This is a genomic window from Pseudomonas putida (assembly GCF_028682635.1).
GTDB lineage: Bacteria > Pseudomonadota > Gammaproteobacteria > Pseudomonadales > Pseudomonadaceae > Aquipseudomonas > Aquipseudomonas putida_AE.
Map to the genome: position 1 here is coordinate 310,895 of NZ_JANHLK010000002.1, position 17,823 is coordinate 328,717.

The window sequence follows — 17,823 nt, forward strand, 5'->3', positions numbered from 1 at the left end:
TCGACACATCCGGTTCCCACGATAGGCGTCGTCGGGGCTCAGAACAATACCAATAAAATCAGCGCGGAGATTTGCCATGAGTGCGCCCGACACCACCGCCATTCCGAAAGCCACGGCTCGCCCGGGACCTTTCGACTGGTATCGCAACATCAATCAGCAGGAACGCCGCACCTTCTGGAGCTGCAAGATCGGCTATGGCCTCGATGGCATGGACACCCAGATGCTCAGCTTCGTGGTGCCAACGCTGATCGCCATGTGGGGCATCACCACCGGCCAGGCCGGGCTGATTCACACCAGCACGCTGATCGCCTCGGCCATCGGTGGCTGGGTGGCGGGGATTCTCTCCGACCGTATCGGTCGGGTGCGCACCTTGCAACTGACGGTACTGTGGTTTGCCTTCTTCACCTTCCTCTGCGGTTTCGCCCAAAACTACGAACAACTGCTGATTGCACGGACCCTGATGGGCTTCGGTTTCGGCGGCGAGTGGACCGCCGGCGCGGTGCTGATCGGCGAAGTGATTCGTGCCCAGGACCGCGGCAAGGCCGTTGGCATGGTGCAATCGGGCTGGGCGCTGGGTTGGGGCCTGACCGCGATCCTGTACGCGCTGCTGTTCTCGATCATGCCGCCGGAAGACGCCTGGCGCGCGCTGTTCATCCTCGGCATCGTGCCGGCGATTTTCGTGATCTTCGTCCGCCGCCTGGTCAAGGACCCGGAAATCTACCGCGAAGCCAAAGCCAAACAGGAACCCAGCAACCCGTCGAAGTTCTACGAGATCTTCGCGCCCGGCATGCTCTTCACCACGATTCGCGCTTCGTTGCTGACCACCGGTGCATTAGGTGGCTACTACGCCATCACCTCCTGGCTGCCGACCTTCCTGAAGAACGAACGCGGCCTGAGCGTACTCGGCACCGGCGGTTATCTGGCGATGGTGATCGTCGGTTCCTACGTCGGCTATGTCATCAGCGCCTATCTGACCGACATCCTCGGCCGCAAGAAGAACTTCATCCTGTTCGCCGTCGGCTCCTTCACCATTGTGCTGCTGTACACGCAAATGCCGGTGAGCAATGGTGTGATGCTGTGGCTGGGCTTTCCGCTGGGCTTCTTTGCCTCGGGTATCTTCAGTGGCATGGGCGCCTTCCTGACCGAGTTGTTCCCGACGCGCATTCGGGGTTCGGGCCAGGGCTTCTGCTACAACATCGGCCGCGCGCTGGCGGCGTTGTTCCCGCTGCTGATCGGCCTGCTCAGCCAGACGGTGCCGCTGAGCGTCGGTATCGGTGCCTTTGCGGCGGTGTCCTACGGCGTGGTGATCCTCGCGGCCCTGAGCTTGCCGGAAACCCGTGGCAAGCAACTCGACGCCCAGTAACTGGTAATCTGCGGGCGTGTCATACGGATATGTCCCACAGCTAAAAAGAATAAAGCCTACAGGAGTGTTCAGCGTGAGCCGCCTGCTATTGAACTGCGACATTGGCGAAAGCTTTGGCAACTGGACCATGGGTCTGGACGCCGAAGTCATGCCCTTCATCGATTGCGCCAACATCGCCTGCGGTTTCCATGCCGGGGACCCGAGCATCATGCGCAAGACCGTCAGCCTGGCCCTCAGCCACGGCGTGCAGATCGGGGCCCACCCGGCCTATCAGGATCTGGTCGGTTTCGGCCGCCGCTCCATGGCCTATGCCACCCAGGAACTGCAGGACATCCTGCATTACCAGATCGGCGCCCTCGACGGCATCTGCCGGGCTCAGGGCGGTCGGGTCAGCTACGTCAAGCCCCACGGCGCCATGTACAACGACATGATGGCCAACCCGGCTCAGCTGCGCGCCGTGCTGCAAGCGGTGGCGTCCTATGACCGCAACCTGCCGTTGATGCTGATGGCCACCCGCGACAACAGCGCCGCGCAGCAGTTGGGCGAGGAATACGGCGTGACCCTGTGGTTCGAAGCCTTCGCCGACCGCGCCTACGACAGCGCCGGCATGCTGGTGTCGCGGCAGCTGCCGGGGGCGGTGCATCACGAACCGGAGAAAATCATCGAGCAGGCGTTGATCATTGCCCGTGGCGATCACCTCACCGCCAGTGACGGCAGCGCCTTGCACCTGCAGGCCAACACCCTGTGCGTGCACGGCGACAATGCCAGTTCAGTGGCCGCCGTGCGGCGCATCCGTGAAGCCTTGAACCAGCAGGGCGCGTCATGAAACTGCGGGTAGAAGTGGTCGCGCTCGATTGCCTGATGGTGCGTCTGTTCGATGAGATCGCCGAAGCCAACATGCCGTGGATGCTCGCCGCCAGCGAAAGCCTGCGGGCAGCGTTCGGTGACCGGCTGATCGATCTGGTACCGTCCTACACAACCTTGATGGTGCATTACGACCTGACTGCGCTGAATCCGGTGCAGGCCCGGGAATTGATCGCCGAGGCGTTGATCGACTTGTCGCCCAACGCGCGTACTCGAGGCAAATGCCATGTGCTGCCGGTGTGGTACGACTTGAGTGTCGGTCCGGAATTGAGCCTGTTGTCGCAACGCAGTGGGCTGGCGGTGGAAGAGGTGATTCGTCGTCACAGCGAGCGCGAGTACCAGGTGTTCGCCCTGGGCTTCGCCCCGGGGTTCGCCTTCATGGGCCTGGTGGAAGAAGTACTCGCCGCACCGCGCCTGAGTACACCGCGCAAGAAAGTCGCCGCGGGCAGTGTCGGCATCGCCGAACGGCAGACGGCCGCCTATCCAGTGGTATCGCCGGGCGGCTGGAACCTGATCGGTCGCACGCCGGCCAAATTGTTTGACCGCAACCGAGACGGCTACAGCCTGATGCAACCGGGTGACACCGTGCGCTTCGAAGCGGTCGGCCATGCCGAATTCATCAATTTGGGCGGTGACGACACGCCGGTGGAGGCCCAGGTATGAGCCGTCTGACGATTGAAGCGAGTACGCCGCTGTGCCTGTTGCAGGACGCTGGTCGTTTTGGTGTGCGGCACCTGGGCGTGACCCAGGGTGGCGCGGCTGATTGGCGTTCGATGTCCTGGGCCAATTGGTTGCTGGGTAACGGGCTGGATGCGCCGGTGATCGAAATCACCCTCGGCGGGTTCACCGTAGTGGCCGAGGACGAATGCGTGCTGGCGCTGGCCGGGGCCGATCTTGGCGCGCACGTGGACGGTGAACCCTTGGCACCGTGGCGCAGCTTCAGGCTGCAAAAGGGCCAGCGTCTGCAATTCACCCAGCCATTGCTTGGCGCCCGAGCCTATCTGGCCGCGCCGGGTGGCTTCGATGCGCCGAAGGTGTTGGGTAGCAGCGCGACGGTGGTTCGCGAGGAGCTCGGCGGCCAGGATGGCATGGGGCGTGCGCTGGGCAAAGGCGCGTGCCTGAGCTATTCGGGTAACTCAGTGATGTTGCTGCGAGAGTTGACCGCAGACCAGCGGCCGGACCTGAACCTCAAGGCCCCGTTGGACCTGGTGCTCGGTGCGCAGATCGGTGAATTCAGCGGGCAGAGCCTGTTCGATGCGTTCAACAGCACTTGGAGCCTGGACAGCCGTGCCGATCGCATGGGCATTCGTTTGTTGGGCACAGCTTTGCAGTACCAGGGAAAACCGATGATCTCCGAAGGTATTCCGCTGGGCGCGGTGCAGGTGCCGCCGGACGGGCAGCCGATTGTGCTGCTCAATGATCGGCAGACCATTGGCGGTTATCCGCGGCTGGGGGCGTTGACGCCGTTGGCGTTGGCGCGGCTGGCGCAGTGTTTGCCGGGGGCGCAGGTGCGGTTGAAGCCGGTGGTGCAGGATGTCGCCCATCGCGAGCAGGTCGAGTATTTGCACCGTTTTACTGTTTGAAGATCAAAAGATCGCAGCCTGCGGCAGCTCCTACACCGATCTCTGTAGGAGCTGCCGCAGGCTGCGATCTTTTAGACCGTCACCCGATCATTTGGACAGGAACCGCATCCCTTCCTCCAACCCCCGCAGGGTCAACGGATACATCTGGTCCTCGATCAAATCCCGCACAATATTGGTCGACGAAGTATAACCCCAGGTGTCCTTCGGATACGGATTGATCCAGATGAGCTTCTTGTACTTCTCCTTGAACCGCTGCATCCACACATAACCGGCTTCTTCGTTCCAGTGCTCGACGCTGCCACCCGGCTGGGTGATTTCGTAGGGCGCCATGGCGGCGTCACCGATGAAGATCACTTTGTAGTCGGCGCCGTACTTGTGCAGCAGGTCCATGGTCGAGGTGCGCTCGGAGGTGCGACGCATGTTGTTCTTCCACACCGACTCATAGATGAAGTTGTGGAAATAGAAGTACTCCAGATGCTTGAACTCGGTCTTGCAGGCCGAGAACAGCTCTTCGCAGATCTTCACGTGGGCGTCCATCGAGCCGCCGATGTCGAACAGCAGCAACAGCTTCACCGTGTTGCGTCGCTCCGGTCGCATCTGGATGTTCAGCAAGCCGGCATCCTTGGCGGTGTGGTCGATGGTGCCATCGATGTCCAGCTCTTCCGCCGCGCCCTGACGGGCAAATTTGCGCAAGCGGCGCAGGGCGACCTTGATGTTGCGCGTGCCCAACTCGACTGAATCGTCGAGGTTCTTGTACTCGCGCTGGTCCCAGACTTTCACGGCCTTGCCCTGGCGCTTGCCGGCATCGCCGACCCGAATGCCTTCCGGGTTGAAACCGCCGGAACCGAACGGGCTGGTACCACCGGTGCCGATCCACTTGTTGCCGCCGGCATGGCGTTCCTTCTGTTCTTCCAGGCGTTTCTTGAATTCTTCGATCAGCTTGTCGAGGCCGCCAAGGGACTGGATCGCCGCCCGCTCTTCATCGGTCAGCGAGCGCTCGAATTCCTTGCGCAGCCAGTCTTCCGGAATCAGGGCCTGGAGGTGATCGTCGAGCTTTTCCAGGCCATTGAAGTAGGCCCCGAAGGCCCGGTCGAACTTGTCGAAATGCTTTTCGTCCTTCACCAGGATCGCCCGGGACAGGTAATAGAACTCGTCCATGTCGGCGAAGGTCACGCGCTGTTTCAGCGCGTTGATCAGGTCCAGCAGCTCGCGCACCGAGACCGGCACCTTGGCTGCGCGCATTTCATTGAACAGGTTGAGCAGCATGGCATCAGCCTCTTATCGACTGCCGCGACGGCTCATGAACGCCAGACGCTCCAGCAGTTGCACGTCCTGTTCGTTCTTCACCAAAGCGCCGGCCAGCGGCGGGATGGCCTTGGTCGGATCGCGTTCGCGCAGCACCGCTTCGCCGATGTTGTCGGCCATCAGCAACTTCAGCCAGTCCACCAGTTCGGAAGTCGATGGTTTTTTCTTCAGGCCCGGCACCTTGCGCACGTCGAAGAACACATCCAGCGCTTCGCTGACCAGGTCTTTCTTGATGTCCGGGTAATGCACGTCGACGATCCGCTGCATGGTCGTGCGATCCGGGAACGCGATGTAGTGGAAGAAGCAGCGGCGCAGGAAGGCGTCCGGCAGCTCTTTCTCGTTGTTGGAGGTAATGATGATGATCGGGCGCTTCTTGGCCTTGATGGTCTCGTCGATCTCGTAGACGTAGAACTCCATCTTGTCGAGTTCTTGCAGCAGGTCGTTGGGGAACTCGATGTCGGCCTTGTCGATTTCGTCGATCAGCAGGATGACCCGCTCTTCGGATTCGAAGGCTTCCCAGAGCTTGCCCTTTTTCAGGTAGTTGCGAACGTCGTGGACCTTTTCCGTGCCGAGCTGCGAATCGCGCAGGCGGCTGACCGCGTCGTACTCATAGAGGCCCTGGTGAGCCTTGGTGGTGGACTTGATGTGCCAGGTGATCAGCTTGGCGCCAAAGGAGTCGGCCAGTTGTTCGGCGAGCATGGTCTTGCCGGTGCCAGGTTCGCCCTTGACCAGCAGCGGCCGCTCCAGGGTGATGGCGGCGTTGACCGCCAGCTTCAGGTCATCGGTGGCGACGTAGGCCTGGGTGCCTTCGAACTTCATCTGCTAATCCTCGAACGGTAACGCCGGCCTGAGCGAGGCAGGGCGCAGGGGTGCAATGAAAGGTGCAATAAAAGGTGCAATAAAATGGTCAGCCCCGACTATAACGCGGTGTCCGGTCGGCTGTGAACGCAGACGGCTTATTCAGTCTCTGAATGGAGCGTCACATCTTGACTCAGTCTCGGTGGCTGGCCAGTATTGAGATATCGCCATTTTGGCGATAGCTTGCCGGGCATGTCTACTAAATACCGATTTCGAGATACGTATCGCATTCAGCTGCGAGAGAAGGACCATCCGCCGCACCACGTTCACCTGACCGGTGGAGGGCTGGATGTCATGCTGAGCCTGGAAACCGTCGAAGTGATGGCAGGCAAGGCACCGCCGCTGATTATCAAGAAGCGCTCGGGCGGATCAGAGCCCATCAGGCGCAATTGCTGGAGGATTGGAAACGATGTTACCCATGAAGCGACCACGACTATCAGCAGTGGAAGTACTGCCGGATTATTGCCTGGCGCTGACGTTCATCGACGGTCAACAACTGACCCTGGACCTGAGTCGCGACCTGCAGGTTTTTGCCGGCCTGCAGCCTTTGCGTGGCAGTGCGTTCGAGGGGGCCATGCTGGGTGACGATGGCTGGTGCGTGGAGTGGCCTGAGCAGGACATCCAGATCGGTGCCGACACCCTGTACCTGGATGCGCTGGCGCAAAACGCGTCGGACGAAAATACCCGGATTTTCATCGACTGGCGCGCTCGAACCGGATTGCCGCTGAATCAGGCCGCCGAGGCGTTGGGCGTCAGCGCCCGCAGCATCAGCCGCTACAGCAGCGGTCGAGAGGCGGTACCGCGGTCACTGGCCCTGGCCTGCCTGGGATGGGATTTCCTGCAACAGCAAGCCAATCCGCTACGGGCAGCCGAAGACACCGGGCGTTACACTGTCACGCGTAAAGATTAATCGGCCTCCGGCTTGGGTCGTTCATAGCGCGCATTGAATGCCTGGATGAAACCATTGCGTAAAATCTGCAAAAACGCCTGGAACGCGCTGATATCTTTTTGATGGACGTTGCCGCTGAGCTCGACCCGGGTGGCAAACTGGTTCTTGCCCTGGTTTTTCAGCACGGTTTCCGAGCCGCCGACGATAGCCTCCCAGATGGAACGAAAGATCCCCTTGTCCTTGTTTTCCACATCCTGTTGCCAGTTGAACACGTCGACATCCCGCAGCAGCGGTTTGATATAGCCAGTCAGTTTGGCTTTATTCGCCTTGGCTTCGATGACCACGTCGCCATGGCCGGCATTGAAATCGAACTTGCCGTAGGCCGAAGCGAAGTCATTCATGCGTTTGAGCTCAATGTTCCGGGCCCGCATGCGAAATTCGAAATCTTCGAAGTTGCTCAGGGGGTCGAAGGTGGCCGTGGTTTCCAGGGGCGCGTGACCCAGCAGTAGCGCCTTGCCTTCGAAGCGGGCGTCGCGTTTGCCTTTGGCATCGACCACGTTAGTCAGGTTGTAGATGCTCAGGTCGACCTTGGTGGCATTCATGTTCACCGGTGGCTTGGAATTGAAGTTGCGAAAGCTGATCTTGCCATCGTCGATCCGCACTTCATCCAGGGTGATCGGCAGCAATTTCCCCAGTTGGGCACGCCAGTCGGTGCCTTCGCCGGTTTGCGAGTTCTGTTTGTTGGCCCCGCCGTCGACAAAGTTGACCTCGGGCCTGAGGAACGTCACTTGGGCGACCACCGCGTGGTCGTACCACAGCGAATGCCAACTGACCGAGAGATCGATCAGCGGCGCATTGACGAAGGGCACAGGCACCTTGCCCTCGACCTTGACGATTTTCAGGCCGTTGATCTTGTAGGCACCGCGCCACAGGGCCAGGTCCACGTCGGTGATCTGGCCACGGTAATCGCCCATGTTCGCCAACCGGTCATTCAGGTAGTCGCGCACCAGGTAGGGCAGGGCGAAGTGCAGGGCAATCAGCAACACAAGGAGGCCGGCGAAGCTCCACAACGGCCAGCGGTATCGACGTTTCATGGTGGTAATTCTCTGACGTTCTAAAACCATTGACTGCGGTTACATCCGGACGTTCGACCTGACTGGACGCCCAGGGGCAAGAGGCTTACCTTGATGCCCTATTTCAATGCTGTCGTTAAGGACCCAGCCATGAGCCGTATCTACGCTGACAATGCCCATTCCATCGGCAACACGCCGTTGGTGCAGATCAACCGTATCGCGCCGCGTGGCGTTACCATCCTGGCCAAGATAGAGGGGCGCAACCCCGGTTACTCGGTCAAGTGCCGGATTGGCGCCAACATGATCTGGGACGCCGAAAGCACAGGCAGGCTCAAGCCGGGCATGACCATCGTCGAACCGACGTCCGGCAATACCGGCATCGGCCTGGCCTTCGTTGCCGCCGCCCGTGGCTACAAATTGATGCTGACCATGCCGGCATCCATGAGCATCGAGCGCCGCAAGGTACTCAAGGCGCTGGGGGCGGAACTGGTGCTGACCGAGCCGGCCAAGGGCATGAAAGGCGCGATCGAGAAGGCCGGGGAAATAGTCGCCAGTGATCCGGCCCGCTTTTTCATGCCGGCGCAATTCGACAACCCGGCCAACCCCGCCATCCACGAAAAAACCACCGGGCCCGAGATCTGGAACGATACCGACGGCGCGGTGGATGTCCTGGTGGCCGGTGTCGGAACCGGCGGAACCATTACCGGCGTTTCACGGTATATCAAGAATACCCAGGGCAAACCGATCGTCTCGGTGGCGGTGGAGCCAGCGGTATCACCGGTGATTTCCCAGGCATTGGCCGGTGAAGAAATCAAGCCGAGCCCGCACAAGATCCAGGGCATCGGTGCCGGTTTCGTGCCGAAAAACCTCGACCTGTCGATCGTCGACCGGGTGGAGCTGGTCACCGACGAGGAGTCCAAGGCCATGGCGCTGCGCTTGATGCAGGAAGAAGGCATCCTGTGCGGCATCTCCTGCGGCGCCGCGATGGCCGTGGCGGTACGCCTGGCCGAGACCCCGGAGATGCAGGGCAAGACCATTGTGGTGATCCTTCCGGATTCCGGTGAACGTTATTTGTCGAGCATGCTGTTCAGCGATCTGTTTACCGAGCAGGAGAACCAGCAGTAACGGGTAGGGAAGGCTGGATGATGGAGAAGGGGAGTCCCCTTCTCCATCAGGTGTCCTGACGCGGATCAGCAAGCGTTCAGGCACCTTGTGTTAAGACATGCTTTGTTGCGCATTCCTTAACACTGTATGTCGGGTTACACGGGTTTTTCCCGCGATTGGTAATGTTTATCATGCCAACGGCCGCGTCGAGGAATGGCGTTGCGTAGATTATCGATCAAGGAGTTGTAAATGAGCGTTTCGGTTGCCGCGAAAGCGTCGTTGTTGCTGCTGTTTCTGGGCAGTACCCTCTATGTACATTTGCGTGGCAAGGCGCGCTTGCCGGTCTTGCGTCAGTTCGTCAACCATTCGGCCCTGTTCGCCCCCTATAACGCCTTGATGTATCTGTTCTCCGGCGTGCCTTCAAAACCCTACCTGGACCGCAGCAGGTTTCCCGAGCTGGATGTGCTCAAGGACAATTGGCAAGTTATCCGCGAAGAAGCGCTGCACCTGTTCGATGAGGGGTACATCCGCGCCGCGGAAAAAAACAACGATGCCGGCTTCGGTTCGTTTTTCAAGAAGGGCTGGAAGCGCTTCTACCTCAAGTGGTACGACCAACCCTTGCCCTCGGCCGAGTTGCTGTGCCCGCAGACCGTAGCGCTGGTCAGCGCGATTCCCAACGTCAAGGGGGCCATGTTTGCCCTGCTGCCGGGGGGCAGTCATCTCAATCCGCACCGCGATCCATTTGCCGGCTCTTTGCGCTACCACCTGGGGCTGTCGACGCCCAACAGCGACGCTTGTCGCATCTTTGTCGACGGTCAGGCCTACGCCTGGCGTGATGGTGAAGACGTGATGTTCGACGAAACCTATGTGCACTGGGTCAAGAACGAAACTGACAAGACCCGGGTCATTCTGTTTTGCGACATCGAGCGGCCGCTCAGTAACCGCTTGATCACCGGCATCAACCGCTGGATCAGCCGCCTGCTGGGGCGCGCCACCGCGCCGCAGAACCTTGCGGATGAGCGGGTGGGCGGGATCAACCAGGCCTATGCCTGGAGCAAGCAGTTCAGCGACAGGTTCAGCGGGCTGGTCAAGCAGTGGAAACGCCGTCACCCCAAGGCGTATCGGGCAATGCGGCCGATCTTGGCGATTGGCGTGCTGGGGTTACTGGGCCATTGGCTGATAGGTTGAGCACCCGATGGCCAAAGGCCGGGAAAAAAGATCGCCACCAGGCGATCTTTTTTTTTATTTTTGGGAGCTAAGCTATATTACGAATGTCGCCTGTTAATGGCGTTCAGGGCGTCGGGGGAGTCTATACAGAGCCGGTCGTAGAGCTGGCATGCGCTGGTTGAATGTTCAAAACCTTATTCAAACCCTTGCGACAGCAGAGTTTCCTTGGCCGTAACGCCATTGGGTTTTATCCGGGCTGCGCGGGTTTCAAGCATGCCGGTCTGAATGGGTAATGCGTCTTTTGAGAACCTGGGCCCTATCCTCGCAACCTTATTGAAAAAAGGTCTGAATCAATGACCATCCTGGTAACTGGCGGTGCAGGCTTCATTGGGGCAAATTTCGTATTGGATTGGCTGGCTCACTCCGATGAAACCGTAGTCAACCTGGACAAGCTGACCTATGCCGGCAACCTGGATAACCTCAGCAGCCTGTCGGGCAATACCCGGCATATATTCGTGCAGGGCGATATCGGTGACAGTGCCCTGGTCGAGCGCTTGCTCGAAGAGCACCAGCCCCGTGCCATTCTCAACTTTGCCGCCGAGTCCCATGTCGACCGCTCCATCCACGGGCCGCAGGCCTTCATCGACACCAACATCGTCGGCACTTTCCGCTTGCTCGAAGCCGTGCGCGCCTACGCCAAGGGGCTGGCGCCCGATGCGCTGCAGGCCTTTCGCTTCCTGCATGTGTCCACCGACGAAGTCTACGGCTCACTGGCCAAGGACGAAGCGGCGTTCAACGAAAACCACCCCTATGAACCCAACAGCCCTTACTCGGCCAGCAAAGCCGCCAGCGACCACCTGGTGCGCGCCTACCATCACACCTATGGCCTGCCGGTACTGACCACCAACTGCTCGAACAACTACGGTCCGTATCACTTCCCGGAAAAGCTCATTCCGCTGATGATCGTCAACGCGCTGTCCGGCCAGGCATTGCCGGTCTATGGCGATGGCCAGCAGATTCGCGACTGGTTGTACGTCAAGGACCACTGCAGTGCCATCCGCCGCGTGTTGGAGGCCGGCAACGTGGGTGAGGTCTACAACGTCGGTGGCTGGAACGAAAAAACCAATCTCGAGATCGTGCACACCGTCTGCGCGTTGCTCGATGAGCTGCGTCCGCGTGCCGACGGCCAGCCCTACCATGCACAGATCAGCTACGTGACCGATCGGCCCGGGCACGATCGACGTTATGCCATCGATGCCCGCAAGCTTGAGCGTGAACTGGGCTGGAAACCGGCGGAAACCTTCGAGACCGGCATTCGCAAAACCGTGCAGTGGTACCTGGACAACCAGGATTGGGTACGCAATATCCAGTCCGGCGCCTACCGCGAATGGGTCGAGAAAAACTATGCCGGGCGCAATGCATGAAACTGCTATTGCTCGGCAGGAACGGCCAGGTGGGTTGGGAGCTGCAACGCAGTCTCGCGCCCCTTGGCGAGGTGTTGGCGCTGGACTCCGCAAGCCAGGAGTACTGCGGCGATCTGACGGATTTGCCAGGGCTGGCCGCCACCGTGCAGCGCTTCGCACCTGACGTTATCGTGAACGCAGCGGCCTACACCGCGGTCGACAAGGCTGAAAGCGAATCGCAACTGGCCCATCGGGTCAATGCCGATGCACCGGCGGTGCTGGCTCGCGAGGCGTTACGGCTCAAGGCTTTGCTGGTGCATTACTCCACCGATTATGTGTTCGCAGGGCTTGGCGTTACGCCCTGGCAGGAACAGGATCCGGTCGCGCCATTGAGTGTCTATGGGGCCAGTAAGCTGGCCGGCGAACAGGCGATCGCCGCCAGCGGCTGTGCGCATCTGATCCTGCGTACCAGCTGGGTGTATTCCGCTCGGGGCAACAACTTTGCCACGACCATGCTGCGCCTGGCCCGGGAACGTGAACGCCTGGCCGTGATCGACGATCAGTTCGGCGCGCCAACCGGTGCCGAATTGCTCGCGGATGTGACCGCCCATGCCATCCGTAGCCTGCTGGCCGACCCGCAGTTGAGCGGGATCTACCATCTGGCAGCCGCTGGCGAAACCACCTGGTGTCGCTATGCTCGTTTTGTACTCGAGCACGCCGAGCGGGCAGGCATGAAGCTCAAGGTTGGCCCGGCAATGGTCGACGCGATCGGCACCGAGGCGTACCCGACGCCGGCACGACGCCCATGCAATTCCCGACTCGATACGCATAAACTGCAAAAGGCCTTTGCGCTGAGCTTGCCTGACTGGAAAGTCGGCGTGACACGGATGCTCGCAGAAATACTGGAGAAATGAATATGCTCAATCGTAAAGGCATCATCCTTGCCGGCGGCTCTGGTACTCGACTGCATCCGGCGACATTGTCCATTTCCAAGCAGCTGCTGCCGGTCTACGACAAACCGATGATCTACTACCCGCTGAGCACCCTGATGCTGGCGGGTATCCGCGATATCCTGATCATCTCCACGCCACAGGACACCCCACGCTTCGAACAGCTGCTGGGGGATGGCACCCGTTGGGGCCTGAACATTGCCTATGCGGTGCAGCCTTCGCCCGATGGCCTGGCACAGGCCTTCATCATCGGCGAAGACTTTATCGGCAACGACCCCAGCGCCCTGGTCCTGGGTGACAACATCTATCACGGCCACGACTTCATCAATATTCTGCAAAGTGCCATGGCGCGTCAGGCGGGGGCGAGTGTCTTTGCCTATCACGTCAATGACCCGGAGCGTTACGGCGTGGTCGAGTTCGACAGCCAGGGCACGGCGATCAGCCTCGAAGAAAAGCCACTCAAGCCCAAGTCGAATTTTGCGGTCACCGGGCTGTATTTCTATGACAACGACGTTGTCGAGATGGCCAAGAGCATCAAGCCATCGGCGCGGGGTGAGCTGGAGATTACCGATATCAACAGTCTCTACCTGGAACAGGGCAACCTGTCGGTAGAAATCATGGGCCGCGGTTACGCCTGGCTGGATACCGGAACCCACGACTCATTGCTCGATGCCAGCCAGTTCATTGCCACGCTCGAGCGTCGCCAGGGCCTCAAAGTCGCTTGTCCTGAAGAGATTGCCTTCCGGCAGAAATGGATCGATGCCGATCAGCTGCAGAAACTGGCGGCGCCATTGGCAAAAAATGGTTATGGCCAATACCTCAACCGTCTTTTGCAAGAGAGTTGATGCCTGCCACACCTCTGGTTATAGTCAGCTCAAGCAGGTCTGCATGACCTGCTTTTCAACTTTTCGAAAAAGATCAGCCCAATGCCTGCAACCCTCATCAACGCGGTAGTCGATTCAGCGGTCAACGCTGGCGTCGTGCCGTGCGGGAACCAGCAGCCTGTGCAGATCAGTCATTACCCCCCACCTGTCCGTAGCACGCCGGTGTACGCAGTCGTATCACCGCCGGGTGTTGGCATTTCGGGCTGATCAGCATTGCTCTGCTGACCCTCTCCGAAACGCGCCCGCTTGAAAAAACTACTGGATTTCAGCTTCGGCTGAATTGGCTTCTTGCCTGACTACAGGTGGTATTCATGTTTGTCCTTTCGAAAAAGTCCGCGCTCGCGGCGGCTTCCACGAGCCTGTTCGTTCTGCTGTGGAGCAGCGGGGCGATCTTCTCCAAGTGGGGGCTGGCCCACGCATCACCCTTTGCCTTTCTGTTGATTCGCTTCGTCATCGCGTTGTGCGGCCTGGTGTTGCTGATGCCGCTGCTGAAGCTGAAGTTGCCCAAGGGCGGCAGGCCGATGTTGTATGCGATGGCGACTGGTGTGGTGTTGCTGGGGGCGTATCAGATTTTTTATCTGCTGGCGCTCGACCTAAAGGTCACGCCCGGTGTAATGGCGACCATCATGGGCGTGCAACCGATTCTCACGGTGGTGCTCATGGAGCGCCAGCGCTCGGCCAGCCGCATGTTCGGCCTGTCGATGGGCCTGGCCGGGTTGATCATGGTGGTCTATCAGGGCATCGGCCTGGCCGGCATGTCGCTGGCCGGGATGCTCTTCGGCCTGCTGGCGCTGGCAAGTATGACCTTCGGTTCGATCATGCAAAAACGCATCACCGATAATCCCCTCGGCACGCTCCCGGTGCAGTACCTGGCCGGGTTGTTGCTCTGCGGGATATTCGTGCCGTTCCAGCCGTTTCATTTCGAACACGGCAGCGGTTTCATCGTGCCGGTGTTGTGGATGGGGCTGGTGGTGTCGGTGCTGGCGACCCTGTTGCTGTACCGCTTGATCGCCCGGGGCGACCTGGTGAATGTCACCAGCCTGTTCTATCTGGTGCCGGCCGTGACGGCCGTGATGGATTACCTGATTTTCGGCAATCGTCTGGCGCTGTTGAGTATCCTCGGCATGGTGCTGATTATCGTTGGCCTGGTGTTCGTGTTCCGTAAAACCGCGTAAACGCATTTCCCTGTAGGAGCTGCCGAGTGCAACGAGGCTGCGATCTTTTGACCTTTTAAAAGCAAGATCAAAAGATCGCAGCCTCCGGCAGCTCCTACAGGGGCCTTTTCATTTGCTCAGCGCATGCTCGGCCCGCACCGAGTTCATGAATGCCTGCATCGCCGAGGACTGAATGCGATGGCGGCGGGTGATCAAGCCGTAGGGTGGCAGTCGTGCTTCGAATTTGATCGGCAACACCGCCAGCAGGTCTCGACCGGGATAATCCTCGACCACCGACACCGGTGTGACACCGAGCATATCGGTCTGCTGGATCAACGAGAGCAGGGTCATGATCGAGGTGGTTTCGACGATGCTGCTGGGAATGTCGACCCGCGCATTGTGGAACACCTGATTGATGATCGCGCGCATCGGGCTTGGCTGCTGTTGCAGCACCCAGGTCATGTTCTGCAATTCTGCCCAACCCAGTTGCTTCTCCTGCGCCAGCGGATTTTGCGCACCGGCAATCACGCACAGGGCTTCTTCGCCCAGGCTGTCGAACAGCAGTTCTTCGGCCCGTGCTCCGGGCGGAATCCTTCCTAAAACGATGTCCAGTTGATCCTGCAACAGCGCCTGTACCAGCACGTCGCTGGTGTCGACCTGGATGCTCATGGACAAGCGTGGATGGCTTTGCTTCAAGGTCGCGATGGTGCGGGTCAACAGCCCGGAAGCCAGCGCCGGAATCGCGCCAACGGCGACCCGACCCAGGTTGCCCGATTGCAGCGCCACCAGTTCTTCGCGCATGCCGCTGAGCTCAGCGAAGACCATGCGTGCGTAGTAGATGACGGTTTCACCGAACGGGGTCGAGCGCATGCCCCGAGGCAGCCGTTCAAACAGCTCGACGCCGAGCAGGTCCTCGGCCTCATGCAGCATCTTGGTCGCTGCCGGTTGAGTCATGCCGATGTGGTCGGCGGCGCGGCGCAAAGAACCGAACTCCTCCAGCGCGAGCATCAGCCGCAGCTGGCGCAGCCTCAGTCGACTGTGGATTACATTGGCATCAGGAATTCGGGACATGGGCCGCACTCGCAATCAGGACTGCGGCAAGCCTGACAACAAATGTCAGGCGTTGCCAGCATTGCTGTGTCACAGCACCGATTTTGGCTTGGCGACCTGGGGTTTACGAAAGCCCATCAGGGCTGCCAGGGCCTTGGAAATCAGCGGCCAGAACAGCATCAGCAGCGCCGCCGTGGTCAGGCTGCCGACCAATGGGTTGGACCAGAAGATCCCCAGGTGCCCGTCAGAGAACAGCATCGACTGACGGAACGCATCTTCGGCCTTGTCACCCAATACCGCCGCCAGTACCAGTGGCGCAATCGGATAGCCGAGTTTCTTGAACAGATAACCCAACGCGCCGAAACCGAGCATCAACACCACGTCGAAGAACGAGTTGTGTACCGAGTAGGCACCGATGGCGCAGACCATGATGATGATCGGCGCGATGATCGAGAACGGAATGCGCAGGATCGAGGCGAACAGCGGCACGGTGGCCAACACCACGATCAGGCTCACCACGTTGCCCAGGTACATGCTGGCGATCAGGCCCCAGACAAAGTCATGCTGCTCGACGAACAGGGTTGGCCCAGGGTGCAGGCCCCAGATCATCAAGCCACCGAGCATCACCGCTGCGGTGGCGGAACCGGGAATACCCAGGGTCAGCATCGGCAGCAAGGCGCTGGTGCCGGCGGCGTGGTCGGCGGTTTCCGGCGCGATAACGCCTTCGAGTTCACCCTTGCCAAAGTTGTCGCGGTTCTTCGAGAAACGCCGCGCCAGGCTATAGCTCATGAACGAAGCGGCGGTCGGCCCGCCCGGGGTAATGCCCATCCAGCAACCGACCAGGGTGCTACGCACAATGGTCCACCAGTAGCGCGGCAACTTGGCCCAGGTGCGCAGGATCACCATCGGCGTGATGCGCGCGTGTTCGCCACGGAACACCAGGCCTTCCTCCACGGTGCAGAGGATTTCGCCGATGCCGAACAGGCCGATCACCGCCACTTCGAAACTGATGCCGGTCATCAGGGTCGGCTGATCGAACGTCAAGCGCAGGTTGCCGGACACGGTGTCCATGCCGACCGCCGCCATGGCGAAACCGATCATCATCGCCACCACGGTTTTCAGCGGCGGGTTCTTGCTCATGCCGATGAAGGTGCAGAACGCCAACAGGTACACCGCGAAGAACTCCGGCGAACTGAACGACATGGCGAAGGCGGCAATCTTCGTCGAGAGGAAGGTCAGCAGCAACACTCCCGCCAGTGCACCCAGCAACGCCGAACTGAACGCGGCGGTCAGGGCTTCGGCGGCGCGACCTTCGCGGGCCATCGGGTAGCCGTCGAACGTCGTCGCCACCGATGAGGGCTCACCGGGAATATTGAACAGGATCGAAGTGATCGAGCCGCCAAACAGAGCGCCCCAGTACATGCACGACAGCAGGATGATCGCCGACACCGGCGACATGGTGAAGGTCAGCGGCAGCAACAGTGCCACGCCATTGGGGGCGCCGAGGCCGGGCAACACGCCGACCAGGATGCCCAGCAGCACGCCGATCACCATCAGGCCGATGTGGCCTGGGGTCAGGATCAGGTTCATGCCTTGCAACAGGGAATCGAATTCGCTCATTTGAAGTTTCTCCCGGCCAGGGCAATCCAGTCGCCCAACGGGCCGGCATCCAGCGGGACCTTGAACCACAGCGCGAAAATCAGGTAGCTGGCGAGTACCGCGCCGAGGGATATACAGGCAATCATCAGTTTGCCGTAAGGCTTGGCGCGGTCCTTGTCACGCCACATGAACCAGGCGATGAAGCACGCCGAGGCGACATAGATGCCGGTCAGTGGCATGGCCGCGACGAACAGCGCAATCGGGATGAACACCGACAGCACTTGCCTGAACGCACTGCGACTGACGAAGGCAACGCTCAGCGCTTGCCAGCGCACCAGGATCAGCACAAAGTTGGCCACGCTCGCGGCGCTCAGCATCAGGCCGATGTAGAAGGGGAAGTAACCCGGCTCGGGGCCGGCATCGCCCCAGCCGATACCCTGTTCGACACTGCCGAACATCACCACCACGCCGATCAGCGCCGTGAAGAGGGTCAGGCCGAGCTCGACCCAACGGGTGCCGACCAGCGCGGGTGAATCCGAAGAATGGGACATGAAGACACCTCCAGCAGATGACGACC

The 17,823-nt window shown here is 60.2% G+C and carries 17 protein-coding genes and 1 pseudogene; 12 read left to right on the forward strand and 6 right to left on the reverse strand.

All coding sequences use genetic code 11. The features are described from left to right. Positions 1-76: 76 nt before the first annotated feature. The 4 genes from NPS56_RS03905 to NPS56_RS03920 all read left to right on the forward strand — a co-directional run bounded on the left by NPS56_RS03905 (position 77) and on the right by NPS56_RS03920 (position 3,810). A complete protein-coding gene (locus NPS56_RS03905; protein WP_274073547.1) occupies positions 77-1,363 on the forward strand; it encodes an MFS transporter in 1,287 nt (428 codons plus the stop codon). Positions 1,364-1,436: 73 nt separating this feature from the next. Continuing rightward, positions 1,437-2,189 carry a 5-oxoprolinase subunit PxpA gene (locus NPS56_RS03910; RefSeq protein ID WP_274073548.1) on the forward strand — a complete coding sequence of 251 codons (753 nt, stop codon included), beginning with the start codon at positions 1,437-1,439 and terminating at the stop codon, positions 2,187-2,189. Continuing rightward, the gene (pxpB, locus tag NPS56_RS03915; RefSeq protein WP_274073549.1) at positions 2,186-2,890 is read left to right on the forward strand and encodes a 5-oxoprolinase subunit PxpB; all 705 of its coding nucleotides are present in this window, start codon (positions 2,186-2,188) and stop codon (positions 2,888-2,890) included. The genes NPS56_RS03910 and pxpB overlap by 4 nt, the downstream gene beginning before the upstream one ends. Beyond that, positions 2,887-3,810 carry a biotin-dependent carboxyltransferase family protein gene (locus NPS56_RS03920; protein WP_274073550.1) on the forward strand — a complete coding sequence of 308 codons (924 nt, stop codon included), beginning with the start codon at positions 2,887-2,889 and terminating at the stop codon, positions 3,808-3,810. The genes pxpB and NPS56_RS03920 overlap by 4 nt, the downstream gene beginning before the upstream one ends. A gap of 87 nt (positions 3,811-3,897) precedes the next feature. Here NPS56_RS03920 and NPS56_RS03925 read toward each other — a convergent pair whose 3' ends face one another. Both NPS56_RS03925 and NPS56_RS03930 read right to left on the reverse strand, forming a co-directional pair. Beyond that, positions 3,898-5,076, reverse strand: coding sequence for a vWA domain-containing protein (locus NPS56_RS03925; RefSeq protein ID WP_046816791.1), 1,179 nt, complete (start codon positions 5,074-5,076; stop codon positions 3,898-3,900). A gap of 12 nt (positions 5,077-5,088) precedes the next feature. Further along, positions 5,089-5,934, reverse strand: a complete 846-nt coding sequence (locus NPS56_RS03930) for an AAA family ATPase (protein ID WP_008055443.1) — start codon at positions 5,932-5,934, stop codon at positions 5,089-5,091. A 231-nt stretch (positions 5,935-6,165) separates the two neighbouring features. Between NPS56_RS03930 and NPS56_RS03935 the strand changes: the two are divergent. Further along, positions 6,166-6,395, forward strand: a pseudogene (locus NPS56_RS03935) (DUF4160 domain-containing protein). After that, a complete protein-coding gene (locus tag NPS56_RS03940; RefSeq protein WP_274073551.1) occupies positions 6,383-6,883 on the forward strand; it encodes a DUF2442 domain-containing protein in 501 nt (166 codons plus the stop codon). The pseudogene NPS56_RS03935 and the gene NPS56_RS03940 overlap by 13 nt, the downstream one beginning before the upstream one ends. Here NPS56_RS03940 and NPS56_RS03945 read toward each other — a convergent pair. Further along, positions 6,880-7,956, reverse strand: a complete 1,077-nt coding sequence (locus tag NPS56_RS03945; RefSeq protein ID WP_274073552.1) for a DUF748 domain-containing protein — start codon at positions 7,954-7,956, stop codon at positions 6,880-6,882. The genes NPS56_RS03940 and NPS56_RS03945 overlap by 4 nt on opposite strands. A gap of 129 nt (positions 7,957-8,085) precedes the next feature. Here NPS56_RS03945 and cysK point away from each other — a divergent pair, with 129 nt between their 5' ends. The 6 genes from cysK (at position 8,086) to NPS56_RS03975 (ending at position 14,618) form a co-directional block, all read left to right on the forward strand. Beyond that, positions 8,086-9,060: a cysteine synthase A gene (cysK, locus tag NPS56_RS03950; protein WP_274073553.1), complete on the forward strand. Its 975-nt coding sequence runs from the start codon at positions 8,086-8,088 to the stop codon at positions 9,058-9,060. A gap of 228 nt (positions 9,061-9,288) precedes the next feature. Beyond that, positions 9,289-10,227 (forward strand): aspartyl/asparaginyl beta-hydroxylase domain-containing protein, encoded by a 939-nt coding sequence (locus tag NPS56_RS03955; protein WP_274073554.1) that lies wholly within the window; start codon positions 9,289-9,291, stop codon positions 10,225-10,227. 332 nt (positions 10,228-10,559) lie between these two features. Continuing rightward, the gene (gene rfbB / locus NPS56_RS03960; protein WP_274073555.1) at positions 10,560-11,630 is read left to right on the forward strand and encodes a dTDP-glucose 4,6-dehydratase; all 1,071 of its coding nucleotides are present in this window, start codon (positions 10,560-10,562) and stop codon (positions 11,628-11,630) included. Then, positions 11,627-12,523, forward strand: a complete 897-nt coding sequence (gene rfbD / locus NPS56_RS03965; protein WP_274073556.1) for a dTDP-4-dehydrorhamnose reductase — start codon at positions 11,627-11,629, stop codon at positions 12,521-12,523. The genes rfbB and rfbD overlap by 4 nt, the downstream gene beginning before the upstream one ends. A gap of 2 nt (positions 12,524-12,525) precedes the next feature. Continuing rightward, complete coding sequence (gene rfbA, locus NPS56_RS03970) at positions 12,526-13,404, forward strand: glucose-1-phosphate thymidylyltransferase RfbA (protein ID WP_274073557.1); 879 nt, start codon at positions 12,526-12,528, stop codon at positions 13,402-13,404. Positions 13,405-13,754: 350 nt separating this feature from the next. Then, the gene (locus NPS56_RS03975; protein WP_274073558.1) at positions 13,755-14,618 is read left to right on the forward strand and encodes a DMT family transporter; all 864 of its coding nucleotides are present in this window, start codon (positions 13,755-13,757) and stop codon (positions 14,616-14,618) included. Between the two features lie 108 nt (positions 14,619-14,726). Here NPS56_RS03975 and NPS56_RS03980 read toward each other — a convergent pair whose 3' ends face one another. From NPS56_RS03980 to NPS56_RS03990, 3 genes are all read right to left on the reverse strand, one after another. Further along, on the reverse strand, positions 14,727-15,668 hold the full coding sequence (locus tag NPS56_RS03980; protein ID WP_274073559.1) for a LysR family transcriptional regulator: 942 nt from the start codon (positions 15,666-15,668) through the stop codon (positions 14,727-14,729). A 69-nt stretch (positions 15,669-15,737) separates the two neighbouring features. After that, complete coding sequence (locus tag NPS56_RS03985) at positions 15,738-17,267, reverse strand: tripartite tricarboxylate transporter permease (protein ID WP_274073560.1); 1,530 nt, start codon at positions 17,265-17,267, stop codon at positions 15,738-15,740. Continuing rightward, on the reverse strand, positions 17,264-17,797 hold the full coding sequence (locus NPS56_RS03990; protein WP_274073561.1) for a tripartite tricarboxylate transporter TctB family protein: 534 nt from the start codon (positions 17,795-17,797) through the stop codon (positions 17,264-17,266). The genes NPS56_RS03985 and NPS56_RS03990 overlap by 4 nt, the downstream gene beginning before the upstream one ends. Positions 17,798-17,823 lie beyond the last annotated feature (26 nt).